A 15489-nucleotide genomic window follows, 5' to 3' on the forward strand; every position below is an offset into this window, starting at 1 on the left:
GTTTTACTTTAAAAACTCATAGATTTCTTTAAAACTTTCTTCTGGATTTTCCCATTGCGGATAATGACCGATGGATTCCCAACGAATTAGTTTTTTATTTTTGATAGGAAGTTTTTCAATTTCATCTGCTAGGTGACGACCACTTACCGGATCTTCTCCTCCGTTGATAAAAAGTAGGGGAACTTCTGTTTGGAGGAGTGCATTTTTCCAACGTTCTCCGTGTAACCTTCTTTCTTTAATGTATTTCAGAAGTTTATGAGGGATTAAAACTTTGTTGGGATACGTGATGAGTTTCCAAAGAACAGATATTTCCTTTTCGCTTGGTTTTGTATTTTCCCCAAATACTTGAGCAAAAGCCACTCCAAACTTTTTTTCATCATAAAACCTTGAAAGAATTGCACCTAAGATTGGTGTGGCGAGAAGTTTTTGTTTGAATGTGGGTCTGTGGAGATGGGGGAAAAGTCCTCCATTCAAAAAAACGGCACCATCAATTTCATACTTACGATCCGTGCGTTCTAAGTGCCTTGCTAAAATTTCTTGTCCCACACTCACGGCATAATCGTGAAATACAAACTTCACCCTACGTAGTGCATTCTTTTCGATATAGTTTTCTATGATATCTGTTTGTTCGATGAGTGTATATGTATGTTTTTTTGGTTTAGAAGAATATCCAAATCCTAAAAAATCAATTGCGATTGTATTGAAGTAACGCGAAAGACCATTAAAAATTTTGGAATAGTCCCAAGAGGAAGTAGGGAATCCATGAAGTAGAATTAAATTTTGCCCTCTTCCTTCTTGGATAAAGAAAATTTGAAACTTCTTATATTCGAAAAATTTGCCTGCTGCCAACCATTCGGTTGCGTTCTTTTTTGGAAAGTTAAGATCTACCATATCCGACATAGCACACCAAACGAGGAAGTGAGTCAAATAGAAGAATTTGCTACTTTCTCTTTTCCCGAAAGCCGATCTTTAAAGGGATGGAATCATACCCTCTCATTTATTTTGTAAAACCCGAAGGAACCATATCAGATTGGGAATATTTTTGGCATCAGATTCCCTATGGAGCGCCGGGGATCCTTACATTTTTTGTAGGAGTTTTTTTAAGTTACTTTGCCTTCCAAAAATTTCGCAAAGCAGAGGTTGATACTAAATTTTTTCATTTAAACCTTACCATTTCTTTTATCAGCTTTGGATCAGTTGGTCTTGTGTTAACAACCAGGGCTTGGATTCAAGATGTAAATACATTAGTTTTCTGGAATGATCTATTATACTTTCTTGTCGCACCATTAGCCCCAACTGCTTTTTATTTGGCCTACCATATGACAGGCAAACAAAGTAAGTTGTTATTGTATTATTCTTATCTTTGTTGGGTTGCCAGTTTAGTATTATACTTTGGTGTTTTGATTGGGAAAGGTTTCGAAACCACTGTCTTCGAATTCACTTTTGGAAAGTATCCAAGAGGGAGTTCCTTTGTTCGGCCTTGGGGGATATTAGCGCCACTGGGATACTTTCTATTGATTTTACCTTCGTTTATCAAACATTACCAGTACATTCGGAAACATTACCATCTAACATTATTCCATGGAGTAAATTTACTTTTTTTACTCACAACGATGAATGCACCAAGTATCCTTGGGTTCAAAGTGTATCCGGGTGGATTCTTTCTGTTCATTCCAATGTTACTTGTGGCCTATGGTGTTTTTCGTTCAGACTTTTTTGATGTGAACGAACTTCTATTCCAGAAGAATGGAATGTTTTACTTTCTATTTGCACTTTTATCTTTTGTTTTAATTTTTATATCTTTTGGTGTTTCTTTTGGTTTATCACCAGACGCTTACGAATCGGCAAAATGGTATCCTTGGGGCATCCCTCCCGTTATCTCTGTGTTTGGTGCCGTTTTTCTTTCAATCATTGTTGCCGGTGCCAATCCATCAGCAAGGATCAACCAACTTTGTGCCTTCGCTCTGATCCTCACTGGTTTTTATGTCATTCAGTCTGTTCCTTTAAAGTTAAACATTTCGTATGTAGTTCAACTTCGCATTTCTCAAATGACATTTGTGGCTTTCGCTTTTGCACCAAGTATCATGGTACGTTTGGTATTTGAAGCCATTGGTCAAAAATCTCCTTCATGGATTCAAGGAATTGACTTTCTTTGTGTGAGTGCTGCCGTGCTTGCCCCTTCTCCTTATTTATTTGTAGGTTATTTTGATTACCCTTGGTCGAGAGTCCATCACGGAGGCCCTGCTGAATTACTTGTGGGTATGAATGGTGCCATTGCCCTTGTTTTGGTACTCATTACTTTTTTAAGAAACAAAGGTTATATTAACTTTGCTTCGAAATGGATCATTGGATCTTTTTTACTGTCCGCAATTTTGTTATTAGCGGCACTTTTACCAAGTCATGGAATTCCTATTTATCCCATTGCTGACTTTCAATTCATTCCTGCGTTTTTACTTGGTTATGCGGTGCTCCGGCATGGTGCTTTGTCTTTGGAAGGAAGAACCATCCAACTCAGCCAAAGGTTAGCCAACTTAGGCCTGATTACCATGGGCATTGCTGCCATTTTGTATTTTCCTCTCATTCGTGAACAATACGGAGTGGGAGAATCTGCATTTCATTTAACCATGATTGTGCTTCCTCTTGTTTTGTTTAACTATCTTGTTGTTTATATCATGTCTCGTCCTTTAGCAGAGGAATTGGATATCAGTTATTTCCTATTGGATTTGGAAAAACAAAAGGCAGATGAAGAAAGAGAAAAAGCTCTCATTGCTCAGGACAAAGCAGAAGAAGCAATGGAAGAATCTGAAAAATTACTTCTCAACATTTTACCTTATAAAGTAGCTCAGGAACTCAAACAAAAAGGAAGTGTGACACCGTCTCGGATCGAAAATGTCACAGTCCTTTTTACGGACTTCAAAGGGTTTACCAAAGTGGCAGAAGGAATGGACGAACAAAGTCTAATTGAAGAGTTAGATGCATGTTTCACTCAATTCGATGAAATCATTCTTAGAAATAATTTAGAAAAATTAAAAACCATTGGGGACAGTTATATGTGTGCCGGTGGACTTCCTGTAGAAAATAGAACTAGTGCCATTGACGCTTGTTTGGCGGCATTGGAAGTCCAAAGTTTTATGAACCAATTGAAAGAAATCAAAACCGCACTCAACCTACCATTTTGGGAACTCCGACTGGGAATTCACACAGGTCCTGTAGTTGCGGGTGTTGTGGGTCGATTTAAGTTTGCTTATGACATTTGGGGTGATACAGTCAATACGGCATCACGAATGGAGTCCGGTGGAGAAACAGGAAAAATCAATGTTTCCAAAGAAACCTACGAGTTAGTGAAGTATTTTTTTGTTACAGAATATAGAGGGAAAATTCACGGTAAAAATAAAGGTGAGTTGGATATGTATTTTGTCCACCGCCTAAGACCCCGTTATTCGCAAGATCCGGATGGAAAGGCACCTAACCAATATTTCCGGGAAGTGTATTCCCGGATTAGTCATGGTGCCAATATTCGTTGGAAGAGTGAAGTTTAGTTTACGTTTGTTCTTCCTCAGCAAGCCAAGTGCGTAGTAGCTGTGCCACATCTTCTGGTTTTTCTTTTGCTAGGTTGATTGCATTTTCGAGTAACTCTCGTCTGAGTTTTTCGTCGAGGGAGAGTTCGACTTCTGCTCCCCCTTCGTCCATCACTCGAAGAGCGGCTTCCCGCATCATTTGTTGTTGAGCAGCCAGCTCTTCTTCTCTGAGTCTTCTTCTTCTTGCGATTTCTTTTTTGATCGCACGGTAAACTAAGATCGCAAGGATAAGTAGAATTAAAATAACAAGGGAAGCAATCACCATATTACGAATGGCACGTTGTCTTTGAAACTCTTCATCTTCTGCACGGAATTGTTCGGTTCTATCTTTTGGAATGGTGATGACACTGATTTGGTCACCACGGGATCTTGTGTAACCAATCGCAGCTTCTAAGTTTTTACGAACGAGTTTTAAATCACCTTCCGCAACAGGAATGTATTTTCTGTCATATCCCATTCCATCTTCGCGTTCTTTTCGTTCCCAAACACCATCCACTACAACAGAAAGTCCAATTTTTTCTATCTTCCAGGGTTGGCGTTTGATATCTTTCACACGTTTGTTGAATTCGTAGTTATTGATATTTTCGTCTTTGGAATATTCTGCTTTTTGATAGTCTGTATCTTTATAACCAGGAGGAAGGTTTGGCTCAGTTCCTGCAGGACCATCGGGAGTAAACCCACGACCCTTAAAAGATTCTTTTGTTTCTTTGGAAGATACTTTTAAAGAATATCCATCAACCAACTTTCTTTCGTTATATGGGGTGTCAGGGTTGTCTTCTTCCGCAACCACAGGTAATACTTCATTTTCAGTTAAGGATTCTTGGTCCCAATTGAAGGAATATTCGAAACGAGTGATGTCCACTCGATCTTCTCCACCCAAATACCAACGAAGGGTATTGCGAATGTCGATGAGACGTTTGACTCGTTCTTCTTCTTCGATTCTAAGTTTTTCTTGGACAATCCTAAGTTCTAATCTTTCTTTTTCTAAATCTTCTTCAAAGTCAGAAATGATTTTACCGTCAGGATCGGCCACACTTACGTTTTCTGGTTTTAACTTAGGAACCGCGCGAGCGACTAAGTTCACAATCCCTTTGATTTCTTTTTTACTCATTCCTTCTACACCAGGTTTGAAGTGTAGAATCACACTGGCTTTCACAGGATAGGAATTGGATTCAAAAAGATCACCTTCAGGGATGGCGATGTTGACATCGGATCTTTCGATCGGTCTTAACGTATTGAGTGATTTTTCAATCGCACCTTTGAGAGCTCTGTACTTTTTAATGTCTTTGTCGAATTGGGTCTCAGTGAATTTTTCAATGTCGAATAGTTCCCAACCAGTGACACCAGCAGGAATCAAATTCTCTTGTGCCAGTTTTGTAACGATCTCTTGTCTTTGTTCGGGATCAACAGTGATGAGACTTGTATCACTCGAACCATAAGAATAACCGAGAGCATCTAGTTTTTTAGTTACTTCAGAAAAGTCTTTGGAATCCAAATCCTTAAAGAGAACCACTCGGTTTCGTTGTGACGAGACGTTGGATAAGATGATGACTGCCACCACCACAACGGCGAGCACACCACCCAAAATCATTTTTTTGGTTTTATCGAGTTTGTTTAATAACTCTTTGAGATTATCGATGATTTTTTGCAGTGGTTCAGGCATAGTACGGGCCTCGTCAGGATTTGAGACATAATGTCCGGGCAATTCCGAAATGTACAAGTACTTTTCGGTTTGGTGCGGAAATTACCGATGAGTTTAGGCAGCGATTTGGAATTGACGATTTATGTGTGTGATTACATTGTAATTACAATGAAGGCTGCTGTCATACAAATCGGAAATTCGAAAGGAATCCGAATTCCCAAAACAGTTTTAGCGGAATGTCAGATAGAAGACGAAGTCGATCTACTGGTAGAGGACAATAAAATCATCATCACGCCGGTTAAAAACAAACCGCGAGTGGGTTGGGAAGACCAATTCAAAGCGATGGCAAAAGGAAAAGAGGATGAGTTATTCATTCCAGATTCAATTGATTTGAATTCACAGGATTGGGAATGGTAATCAATCAATACGAAATCTACTTAATCAATTTAGATCCAACCGTTGGAATTGAAATTCAAAAATCTAAACCTTGTATTGTGATTTCGCCGAATGAAATGAATCAGTTCATTGGAACTGTGATGATTGCACCGATGACTACCGCTTCAAAACGTTACCCCACAAGAATGGAACTATCCTTTCAGGAAAAAAAAGGATCTATTGTTTTAGATCAAATCAGAACCGTTGATAAATCCAGGTTGATTCAAAAACTAGGGTCAGCAGATCAAAAAACAATTCAGAAAATTAAAAGAGTCATAAAAGAAATGTTAGTCGATTAGACTGAAACATTCTTTTACGACTCTTAAACCAAATTCCTTAAGCCACACCTTCCACTTTTTGGAACACACGATCAAATCGTTTGAGGGCGTCATCAATCACCGCATCTGTATCGGAAGCACTGGTATAAAGTCTACTTCCTGCAAGAGTCACAAGTCCTTCTGACATATAAGCGGCACCCATTTCTTCCATCGCATGTTTTCTTTTATGCGCTTCTGAGATGGTTTTTTTAATAGTCCAGAACTTCTTGATGTTGATATCGAGTAACATAGTGCCAACGGTTTCTAAATGGCAAATGGAACCTTGGTTGAAGGCCACAAAAGGAAGGTCATACTTTTTGATCAGTTTTTGTAGTCCTTTTGTTAGGCGGTCTCCAGCCCTTCCTGATTTTTCAAGAGCTCCTGTTTTTTCCATTTCACAAAGAGTAAAATAACCAGCAGCAGAACTGAGTGGGTTTGCAGCCATGGTTCCACCGATTAATGCCTTTTTGGTGCCAGTTTGGAGTCCAGCGGATACATATTTCATGTATTCTTTTTTACCACCAAGTCCACCAGCTGATGGATATCCACCTGCCACAACTTTTCCAAAGATAGTAAGGTCAGGAGTCACACCATAATACCCTTGGGCACCACTGAGTCCAATACGGAATGCGGTGACCACTTCATCAAAAATAAGAAGGGCACCGTATTTATCACAAAGTTCTCTAACACCTTTGTTGAAATTACGGTCAAGAGGTCTTGTTCCACTTTCTGGTCCTACTGGTTCAATGAGAACAGCCGCCGTACCACCACGGAAACGATTTCTTTTGAGAACAGATTCTAAAGCGTTCAAATCGTTCGGATAAAATTCTTGTGTGTATTTGAAAATGGATTTAGGAACTCCATTGGCTTCAAAATGCCTTGTGCCCGGGATTCGTAGTCCATAAGCCAATTGGTCACTCCAACCATGATAAGCTCCACCCATCTTCACTATATTTTTTTTCTTAGTGGCAAGCCTTGCCACACGAATCGATGCCATACAAGCTTCCGTTCCCGAGCCGAGCATACGAAACATTTCCACAGAAGGAACTAACTCTACAATTTTTTCAGCTAACTTGTATTCGTATTCATGAAAAAGACCAGTAACGGGACCAGTTGTATTGAGAAGTTCGATGACTTTTTTACGGACAATATTTGGATTACTTCCGAGAACGGTAGGCCCACCGGCTTGTAAAAAATCGATGTATTTATTTCCGTCTAAATCATAGAGATAAGCACCGGATGCCTCAGTGAATACAAGAGGGAAGGGGTGATTGAAAGAAAGGTTGTGTTGGACCCCGCCAGGAATGTATTCCGAAGCCTTAGTGATCATGGCTTTGGACTTACTGCATTTTTTATCAAAGTAATTATGAATGATATCATCCATTGCGTCTTTACGAATGGAGCGGATGGGAAGGGAAATGAGTTTCCTTAAGTCTTTGTAAACTTGGTCTACATCTGGGTATTCGTTCATGGAAAAGCCTTGGGCCATATTATCTTTCCTCTTCCGGGTCTTTTTACTTGACAATGAGTGATGACTCACTCATTGTCAAGTAGGAATTCAAAAAATTATTCGAGAATGGCGGATTCTTGGGAAAATTGCGATCAATTTCCTTGAGAAATCCAGCCTTTTTTCATTTATAGGACGGAGATGGGTATGGCAGAGACAAAGCATTTTAATGATAGTTTTGAACGGATTTCCGAAGAAAAACGGAATCGAATTTTATCCACAGCCATTTCTGAATTTGCCAACCGCGGGTTTACAAGCGCCAATACAAATACCATCGCCCAAAAAGCGGGGATCAGTGTTGGTTCCCTCTATAAATACTTCGAAACCAAAGAGGATTTTTTCCTCACGGTGGTGGATCATGGAATCACCCAATTAGAAAAAACCTTAGAATCTGTCCTTTCCTTGGATCTGGATTTGTTTGGCAAAATAGAAAAGATCATTCGTATCATCCAAACCCACTCGCGGATCAACCAAGACATCATCCGTCTCTACAATGAAATGACAACGGAAAGTAATTATGAACTGATCACACGTCTTTCTGGTGAGTTGGAATCTTTATCTGCAAAATGTTATATTGAAATGATCAATCTTGCCAAAAAAGAAGGAACCATCTCCTCCGATATCGACAGTAACCTTTCAGCTTTTTTGCTCGATAATATTTTTATGACCTTACAGTTTTCTTACTCCACCGTATATTATAAAGAGCGTATGAAGATCTATTTAGGCGAAGATGTGTTTGATAAGGATGAAGACGTTGTGGCCGGTGTCATGCGCGTGATCCGTAGGGCGCTTGGTGGGTGAGTAGAGTTTTTTGAGAATCCTTTTCTTCTCCTTACTCCGTGATTTGGATGTTACAAAATAGTTCTATAAATGTATCAAGAAAGTTTATCACAATTTTGCTCAGTCTGGCAGTGATCATTTCTTGCAGATCCAGTGCAGATTTTGATCATTATTATCCGGGTATCAATCAGAATTCTTTTTATATCACTAACTATAGAATTCCAGATTTTTACAATAAACATAAAATCATAATCAATGATAATATAATCCATTTGGGACCTGGAATTATTTTTCCAGCCGAAGTAAAGGGAGGTTATTTAAATCAAAAAGAAATTATAGAAAATTTTTATAAAACGTCAATATGTGAAAGTATCCTTAATTCTGATCCAAACAACGTTTATACCTTTGAATATAATTTTGAAAACCCCGCAGAAGAAAATCGGCTATTATATGCTTTTTCTATCCTGTCGATTTATCTAATACCAAACACTAAATCCGTTACCTACACGCTAACAACTAAGTATTCGATCAATAATGTAGTTAGAAAAGAATATACGAATACAAAAATTGTTAAATTTTTTGATTGGCTACCACTCGCTCCTTATGCGCTTTTCGTCGAACCGTACAAGGAAAAGGAATCATATCTCTTTTATTTGTTAATGAAAGAAACAAATAAAAAAATTGAGAAAGATTTTTTTCGTTAACTTCCCATAAACGGTGATTCTTTTAACCAAAATACCATCACAAAATTAATCAGTGATAAAATGAGTAGGATATAAAGAAACGATATCATTCCGAAGAAGTTTAGTCCTAAGATAAATAAAATGCCAGAGACTTGTCCTACTAGAAGTAACAATCCTTGCGAAGTTGATTCTGGTGCAGGGGATGTGATCTCCGCACAGTATTGGAATCCGATAGGGGCTCCAATCCCGAGGAGAAAAAATCCAATGATCACGGAACCTGTGAGTAGGAAAATAAATCCTTGGAATAAGGTGAATAAACAAAGTCCTAAGAGAAATCCAGCCATCGCAATGATAAGGAATAATTTTCTTTTTTGTAATTTGTCAGATAACGGCGGTATGATGATTCCACCGATGATTCCTGAAATCAGCATCACTCCACCAACAAGTCCTGATTCGTCGATATTCAGTCCTTTGATTTCACAAATTTGATCAATACAAGTGCTGACTGCATTGAAGACCCCAAGACCAATGAGAAATAAAAATAGAATTTTTTTCATGTCCTTCTGTTTCCATAAAAAACGAAGTCCTTCCAAGAACGGGAGTTCATGGTCTTCGCCGTGAGTGCTTGGAGAAGTCGGAGGTTTTTCTTTGATGAGCAGAAGAAAGAGAATGGCGGAAGCCACAGAAACAAAACCGTAAATCATCATGACTTGTGGAATGGAATTTCCTGATTGGAGTAAGATGGGTGTCAGGATCATCACAAGAATGATTCCGAGAAATTGAGCGAGAGTTCCCAGGGCAACGGCAGTGGCTCTTTCTTGGATGGGGAACCACAATACACTTATCTTTGTGACGGCGTTAAGTAAAAAAGGTTGTGCTACGGCCAAACCAATTTGGCAGATTAATACAATGGAATAGTCGGCAGCATAAATTCCTTTGAGTAATCCACAAACTCCTGTTAGTATGGCTCCAAACCCAACTCCTTTTTTGATCCCATACGTATCAATCACGTAAGAAGCAGGAATCGCAATGATGACAAAAACGCCGAGAAATACGAGTGAGAGCAAATCGATCTGTAAAGGGCTTACTTGATAAAACTCTTTGGCGTCTCGGGCAATGGGAGCAAAGGTCAACCATTGCAAACAAATGGTAGCAGTGATGACAATATAGGCAAATAACACGACCCAGCGGTAGGAATATAATTTTGGAGTGTTTTGGCTCATGGGGACTCCCTTTTTCTACGATCTACGGATTTGGTATCAAAACAACCGTTCGGAATAAATTCTCTCATGGAGAAATCCCGACGGAAAATGATTTGCCATCCGAGCCGATGATTCTAAATCTTTGTGAGTCATCACTCACTTTTTTCTAGTTCCAGGAGAAAAACGAAAAGTCCTTTCGGATAGCACTCTGGAGCGGGGAAAAAGAGGCAGGAATGCGTGAAAAAGCGAACGGACGGAGATCACATGGAATCTGGATATATACTGACTTACGATATCGGCACAACGGGGGTCAAAACCTGTCTCTTCCGGATGTCAGAGGCTTTGGAGCTTGTGCATTCAGCATCAAAGGAATATTCGATCCAACTTCTGGACAATGGGGGAGCCGAACAAAATCCGGAAGATTGGTGGTTCTCTATGAAAGAAACCACAACACAGATTTTGACCCAATCCAAAATCCAACCAGAGTCCATCCAAGGAATTTCCTTTTGTTCGCAAATGCAAGGTTTGGTGCTCACCGATGCAAACTTTCAAGTAGTTCGCCCTGCGATGAGTTATATGGACCAAAGGGCCACCAAAGAAATACAAAAAGGAATTGTTCACGGTATAAAAATTGAAGGCATCAATGCCATAAAACTTTTGTTATCTCTTTGGATTACGGGGGCAGTTGCTGCTAGTGTCAAAGATCCAATTTGGAAATACAAATGGGTCGAAAAAAACGAACCAGAATTATTTTCAAAAGTAAAGTGGTGGTTTGACGTAAAAGAATATTTAATCGCTCGCTCAACGAACGAAGCAGTGATGACAAGAGATTCTGCGTTTGCTACTTTTTTATATAACTCAAGGGTAGGGAAAGGAAATTGGAGTCCTCTTTTGTGTAAGTTATTCGGTGTTCGTTTGGATCATTTACCAAAGATTGTGAATTCTTCTGATCGAGTGGGTGGACTCACAAAAGAAGCAGCAGCATATTTGGGTTTAAAAGAAAACATATCTGTGTTTGGTGGTGGTGGAGATGCCTCACTCATTGGTGTGGGAGCTGGTGCCGTAAGTGAAGGTGACACACATATCTATGCAGGAACTTCTGGTTGGATCGGAACCGTTACCAAAAAAAGAACTGTGGATATAGAAGCAAGGATTGCTTCCATTGTTGGTGCAAGAGAAGGTTATTATAATTATTTTGGGGAACAAGAAACATCAGGGAAATGTTTACAATGGGTGAGAGACCACTTGGCCTTAGATGAAATCGATTTGTACTTAGAAAAAAAGAAAATCACAGATGGCCCCGATGCCGTATATGAAAGTTTATTCGAGTTTATGTTCGATTCGATTAAAGATACGGAACCTGGTTCGCAGGGAGTGATTTTTACTCCTTGGCTTCACGGAAACCGTTGTCCTTTTGAAGACCCAAAAGCACGAGGGATATTCTTTAACATCAGTTTGCATACTGGAAAAAGAACTCTCATCCGTGCGGTAGTGGAAGGCATTCTTTTTCATAAACGTTGGATTTTAGAACTTTCTGATAAAAAGATTTCTACATCAGAAACCATTCGATTTGTCGGAGGAGTGGCAAGGTCTGCCTTTATCTGTCAGTTGTTAGCTGATATCACGGGAAAAACCATTGAAAGAGTGGTTCATCCCGAAAACGTTGGTGCGATGGGAGCCGCTGCCATTGTAGCTTTTGGAATTGGAAAAATTCAAAAATTTGAAGATATCAAGTCAATGATTCCCATCCAAGACAGATGGACTCCTAATCCGAAACACAAAGAAATTTATGATAAAAACTTTAAGGTCTTTAAGAAACTTTATCAAAATAATAAAAACAATTTTGCAATTTTAAATACATAGGTTCGGGAAAAGGAAATGGACTATCAAAACAAAGAATACAGTAAAACAAGTTTGGGGAAACCTTTTGCAATCGGAAGGTCGGCAGATCTATTTGCTTTACCGGAAAATCAAATTCTGAAACTTTTTTTTCCTGAGGCAAAGGAATCGGAAATTGATTTAGAAGTAACAAACACCATCGAAGCCCATAAACAAGGTGCAACGAAGATGCGTTGTTATGGAAAAGCCAAAGTGGAGAACAGGTTTGGAATTATTTTTGACAGGTTGAATGGAATTTCACTTACAAAACTTCCTGACAAAAATCCCTTGGAGCTCTTCCAGATCGCAGGAAAACTTGCAAAGTTACACTACGAAATTCATCAGTTAAAATCAGAACGTTTTAAAGACATAAAAGAAATCTTAAACCATTGTCTGGAATCTGCACCACTTTCATTTTTAAACGCGACAGAAAAAGAAAAAGCCAAAACATATATCGCAACTCTTCCCAATGGAAATTCCATTTTGCATTTGGATTTCCATCCAGAAAATGTAATCGTAGAAGGGAAAGACGAAATCATCATTGATTGGATGACAGCAGCCAAAGGAAGTCCTGCCGCCGATGTTGCCTTCACCTTTCTTTTGTTTACCGATGGAGAACTTTGGCCGGGAACACCAAAATTAAAAATTATTTTTTATACAATCATCAGAAAGTTCATCCTAGGTGGGTATTTGAAAGCCTATAAAAAACTTAGCGGGATTACGGATGCAGAAATTTCTGCTTGGAGACTTCCTGCACTCATTCTACGGATGGGACTTTGGGATATCGCAAGTGAAAGGGATGGATTAAGGTCACAAGCCATTCGTTTGTTAGCTAATGGTGGCGAAGTATGAATTTAAAGTTAGATCGTTTTATTGAAACTTACAAGGGTGAAGAGTTTGATGTCACGATCATCGGTGGTGGAATCACTGGAGCAACTTTGGCTTACGAAGTGGCTAGTCGTGGTTATACGGTGGCTTTGGTGGAAAAAAAAGACTTTGGTGGGGCCACTTCTGCAGCTACAGGAAAGTTGATTCACGGTGGCCTTCGTTATCTCAAACAATTTGAAATTGGTTTAGTTCGAGAGGCTTTAAAAGAAAGAAGGATTCTTTCAAATATTGCACCAAATTTAGTATATCCTTATCCTATGGTACTTCCAAAACCAGGACTCATTGCAAGGATTGGACTTTTTGTCTATGATCTGCTTTCTTTTGATAGTAAGTGGACTTGGGATGAATCCAAACAAATTCCCAATCATCAGTATCTCAAACGAAAAGAACTCAACCAAAAAAACTTGGGTGATTTTGAAGATGCTGCTTATTTTTATGATGCGATTTGTTTGAGCCCAGAAAGATTAACTCTGAGTTTTTTAAAATCCGCTGTTTCTTACGGGGCAAAAATTGCCAATTACACAGTGGTTGAAAATTTGATTTGGGAAGACAAAGCGGTTGTTGGGATTTTAGTTCATGATGTTTTGACAAATCAAAAACATCAAATTCGTTCTAAGGTAACGATCAATGCGTCAGGGCCTTGGACACATAACATTCTTTCTAAATCTAGTAAAACAGAACAACCTATGCCGAAAAAACGTTCGGAAGGGATCTATATCATTACTAAAAAGTTAACAAACCTAATGACTTTGTATGTGGGTGATAAAGGCCATTTCAGTTTCGCTCCTTGGCGTGGACATTCGATGATTGGGCCCACTGAAAAATCTTATTTTGGAAATGTGGAAGATTGGAAACTCACCAAAGAAAGTATCACCGAATTTATTGATTATATCAATGAAACATCTCATCTCAAAGAGAAGTTAACAATGGATGATGTAATTTTTGCTTACGGGGGTTTACGCCCTTTGGTTGAAAGTTCCGATGATACCTATTCCGCATCCAGAAGGTCAGAACTTTATGATCATGTTCGGGATGGAATCCAAGGACTGATTACGGCTGCCGGTGGAAAGTATACAACGAGCAGACATTTTGCAGAATCAATTTTCAAACAAATCCAAAAGAAATTGGATAAAAAATCGGGTGAAGCTATCTCCGCAAAACAACACTTATATGCTTCACAAATCCCGAATGTAGAAATTTTCATCCAAGGTGCAAAAAAACAAAACGCCGATTTCTCGGAAAATACCATTGATTATTTGATCCGTCATTATGGTTTACAATATGAAATCATTTTGGAACTGGCTAGAAAAACAAAAAATCTGGCAGCGGTTCTAAATGCCGATGGTGAAATTTTAGCAGAAGTAGTGTACGTGATTCGTTATGAAATGGCAAAATCGTTATCCGATATTTTCTTAAGAAGGACAGGTCTTGGCACACTTGGAATTCTTTCGGATGAAATTATGAAGGTCATCATTGATACGGCTGCCTCGGAATGGAACTGGTCGGAAGACACAAAAAAGAAAGAAACAGAGATCATTTACAAAACTTTAAAATTACCTGTGTGATCCTTTCCTGTTCTTAATTTTCGGCTGACAAAGATCACTTTACCCTTATACAATCATGTTATGGGCAAAGTGATCACCATTGATACCGAGTATGCAAATATGCCACAAGTGGCATCGGCTTATCTTCTGGAAGAGGAGGGCCATGGGGTTGTTGTCGAAACCAATACAACCCACGCCATTCCAAAGATTCTAAAGACTATGGAGTCGGAAGGAATCAAAAGAGAAAACCTCGACTATGTCATTGTGACTCATGTGCACCTAGACCATGCGGGTGGGGCCTGGGCCTTACTCAAAGCCTGTCCGAATGCCATTCTACTGGCTCATCCCAAAACCGCCAAACACTTGATAGATCCAAGTTTACTCATTAAAAGTGCCACATCCGTCTATGGAAAAGAAAACTTTGATTCTTTGTATGGAGAGATCAAACCTGTTCCAAAAGATAGAGTTCGTGTGATGGAAGATGGGGAATGGCTCACTTGGAAAGGCCATTCTTTTCAGTTTATCTACACAAAGGGACATGCCAACCACCACTTCTGTATTTATGATAAACAAACAAATGGAATTTATACGGGTGATTCCTTTGGAATTTCCTATCCACATTTAGAAAATGAAAAACGGTTTATTTTCCCTACGACAACACCCACTGACTTTGATTCTGTGGAAGCCATCCATTCACTCGATCGGATTTTGGATACCGGAGCCGAAGTTGCTTATCTCACTCATTTTGGTCCCATTGGTGATTTAAAGAAAAATGCAGAGGATTTAAAAATTGGCCTTGGTTTATGCAGCGAAGCAATCGCGATGTTGGATGCGGTGCCAAAAGAAAAACGTTTGTCTTTTATGGAGACAAAGGTGGAAACAATGATCCAAACTTTAGCAAACAAAAATTCCATCACTCTGACAGAATCGGATTGGAAGTTATTACATCTGGATGTGAATTTGAATGCGCAAGGGTTAGTCTATGCGTTTGAAAAGAAACAACCAAAAGTATAAATGCCAACATAAAAATATACT

General features: G+C 39.1%; 13 protein-coding genes. 9 read left to right on the forward strand and 4 right to left on the reverse strand.

All coding sequences use genetic code 11. The annotated features are described in order from the left end of the window. Positions 1–3 precede the first annotated feature (3 nt). On the reverse strand, positions 4–891 hold the full coding sequence (locus EHQ24_RS14930) for an alpha/beta fold hydrolase (protein WP_244310442.1): 888 nt from the start codon (positions 889–891) through the stop codon (positions 4–6). A gap of 86 nt (positions 892–977) precedes the next feature. Here EHQ24_RS14930 and EHQ24_RS14935 point away from each other — a divergent pair, with 86 nt between their 5' ends. Further along, a complete protein-coding gene (locus tag EHQ24_RS14935) occupies positions 978–3539 on the forward strand; it encodes an adenylate/guanylate cyclase domain-containing protein (RefSeq protein ID WP_135602353.1) in 2562 nt (853 codons plus the stop codon). A gap of 1 nt (position 3540) precedes the next feature. On the opposite strand, the gene fliF is transcribed toward EHQ24_RS14935, so the two are convergent. Then, positions 3541–5241, reverse strand: a complete 1701-nt coding sequence (gene fliF, locus EHQ24_RS14940) for a flagellar basal-body MS-ring/collar protein FliF (RefSeq protein ID WP_135602354.1) — start codon at positions 5239–5241, stop codon at positions 3541–3543. Positions 5242–5388: 147 nt separating this feature from the next. Between fliF and EHQ24_RS14945 the strand changes: the two genes are divergently transcribed. Continuing rightward, positions 5389–5637: an AbrB/MazE/SpoVT family DNA-binding domain-containing protein gene (locus tag EHQ24_RS14945; RefSeq protein WP_135602492.1), complete on the forward strand. Its 249-nt coding sequence runs from the start codon at positions 5389–5391 to the stop codon at positions 5635–5637. After that, positions 5631–5954: a type II toxin-antitoxin system PemK/MazF family toxin gene (locus EHQ24_RS14950; RefSeq protein WP_135602355.1), complete on the forward strand. Its 324-nt coding sequence runs from the start codon at positions 5631–5633 to the stop codon at positions 5952–5954. Before EHQ24_RS14945 ends, EHQ24_RS14950 begins: the two co-directional genes overlap by 7 nt. A 37-nt stretch (positions 5955–5991) precedes the next feature. On the opposite strand, the gene EHQ24_RS14955 is transcribed toward EHQ24_RS14950, so the two are convergent. Beyond that, positions 5992–7461 (reverse strand): aspartate aminotransferase family protein, encoded by a 1470-nt coding sequence (locus EHQ24_RS14955; protein ID WP_135602356.1) that lies wholly within the window; start codon positions 7459–7461, stop codon positions 5992–5994. Between the two features lie 165 nt (positions 7462–7626). Between EHQ24_RS14955 and EHQ24_RS14960 the strand changes: the two genes are divergently transcribed. Next, a complete protein-coding gene (locus EHQ24_RS14960; protein WP_100743356.1) occupies positions 7627–8280 on the forward strand; it encodes a TetR/AcrR family transcriptional regulator in 654 nt (217 codons plus the stop codon). 47 nt (positions 8281–8327) lie between these two features. Then, positions 8328–8963 carry a hypothetical protein gene (locus tag EHQ24_RS14965; RefSeq protein WP_135602357.1) on the forward strand — a complete coding sequence of 212 codons (636 nt, stop codon included), beginning with the start codon at positions 8328–8330 and terminating at the stop codon, positions 8961–8963. Here the strand turns inward: EHQ24_RS14965 and EHQ24_RS14970 are convergent. Then, entirely contained in the window at positions 8960–10165 is a 1206-nt protein-coding gene (locus EHQ24_RS14970) for an MFS transporter (protein WP_135602358.1), read from the reverse strand. The two genes, EHQ24_RS14965 and EHQ24_RS14970, sit on opposite strands and share 4 nt — an antisense overlap. A gap of 243 nt (positions 10166–10408) precedes the next feature. On the opposite strand from EHQ24_RS14970, the gene EHQ24_RS14975 reads away from it, so the two are divergent. Genes EHQ24_RS14975 through EHQ24_RS14990 form a run of 4 tightly spaced genes read left to right on the forward strand, consistent with a single transcriptional unit; the run spans position 10409 to position 15468 of the window. Continuing rightward, the gene (locus tag EHQ24_RS14975) at positions 10409–12007 is read left to right on the forward strand and encodes a xylulokinase (RefSeq protein ID WP_135602359.1); all 1599 of its coding nucleotides are present in this window, start codon (positions 10409–10411) and stop codon (positions 12005–12007) included. 15 nt (positions 12008–12022) lie between these two features. After that, positions 12023–12874 (forward strand): aminoglycoside phosphotransferase family protein, encoded by an 852-nt coding sequence (locus EHQ24_RS14980; RefSeq protein ID WP_135602360.1) that lies wholly within the window; start codon positions 12023–12025, stop codon positions 12872–12874. Beyond that, the gene (locus tag EHQ24_RS14985; protein ID WP_135602361.1) at positions 12871–14475 is read left to right on the forward strand and encodes a glycerol-3-phosphate dehydrogenase/oxidase; all 1605 of its coding nucleotides are present in this window, start codon (positions 12871–12873) and stop codon (positions 14473–14475) included. Before EHQ24_RS14980 ends, EHQ24_RS14985 begins: the two co-directional genes overlap by 4 nt. 60 nt (positions 14476–14535) lie before the next feature. After that, the gene (locus tag EHQ24_RS14990) at positions 14536–15468 is read left to right on the forward strand and encodes an MBL fold metallo-hydrolase (RefSeq protein WP_135602362.1); all 933 of its coding nucleotides are present in this window, start codon (positions 14536–14538) and stop codon (positions 15466–15468) included. The last annotated feature ends 21 nt before the right edge of the window (positions 15469–15489 follow it).

It is taken from the genome of Leptospira noumeaensis, assembly GCF_004770765.1.
Lineage (GTDB): Bacteria > Spirochaetota > Leptospiria > Leptospirales > Leptospiraceae > Leptospira_A > Leptospira_A noumeaensis.

Bases quoted from the DNA above. Each gene is read 5' to 3' on its own strand.
- EHQ24_RS14930 (WP_244310442.1), bottom strand. From the start codon at position 891: ATGGTAGATCTTAACTTTCCAAAAAAGAACGCAACCGAATGGTTGGCA.
- EHQ24_RS14935 (WP_135602353.1), top strand. From the start codon at position 978: ATGGAATCATACCCTCTCATTTATTTTGTAAAACCCGAAGGAACCATA.
- fliF (WP_135602354.1), bottom strand. From the start codon at position 5,241: ATGCCTGAACCACTGCAAAAAATCATCGATAATCTCAAAGAGTTATTA.
- EHQ24_RS14945 (WP_135602492.1), top strand. From the start codon at position 5,389: ATGAAGGCTGCTGTCATACAAATCGGAAATTCGAAAGGAATCCGAATT.
- EHQ24_RS14950 (WP_135602355.1), top strand. From the start codon at position 5,631: ATGGTAATCAATCAATACGAAATCTACTTAATCAATTTAGATCCAACC.
- EHQ24_RS14955 (WP_135602356.1), bottom strand. From the start codon at position 7,461: ATGGCCCAAGGCTTTTCCATGAACGAATACCCAGATGTAGACCAAGTT.
- EHQ24_RS14960 (WP_100743356.1), top strand. From the start codon at position 7,627: ATGGCAGAGACAAAGCATTTTAATGATAGTTTTGAACGGATTTCCGAA.
- EHQ24_RS14965 (WP_135602357.1), top strand. From the start codon at position 8,328: ATGTTACAAAATAGTTCTATAAATGTATCAAGAAAGTTTATCACAATT.
- EHQ24_RS14970 (WP_135602358.1), bottom strand. From the start codon at position 10,165: ATGAGCCAAAACACTCCAAAATTATATTCCTACCGCTGGGTCGTGTTA.
- EHQ24_RS14975 (WP_135602359.1), top strand. From the start codon at position 10,409: ATGGAATCTGGATATATACTGACTTACGATATCGGCACAACGGGGGTC.
- EHQ24_RS14980 (WP_135602360.1), top strand. From the start codon at position 12,023: ATGGACTATCAAAACAAAGAATACAGTAAAACAAGTTTGGGGAAACCT.
- EHQ24_RS14985 (WP_135602361.1), top strand. From the start codon at position 12,871: ATGAATTTAAAGTTAGATCGTTTTATTGAAACTTACAAGGGTGAAGAG.
- EHQ24_RS14990 (WP_135602362.1), top strand. From the start codon at position 14,536: ATGGGCAAAGTGATCACCATTGATACCGAGTATGCAAATATGCCACAA.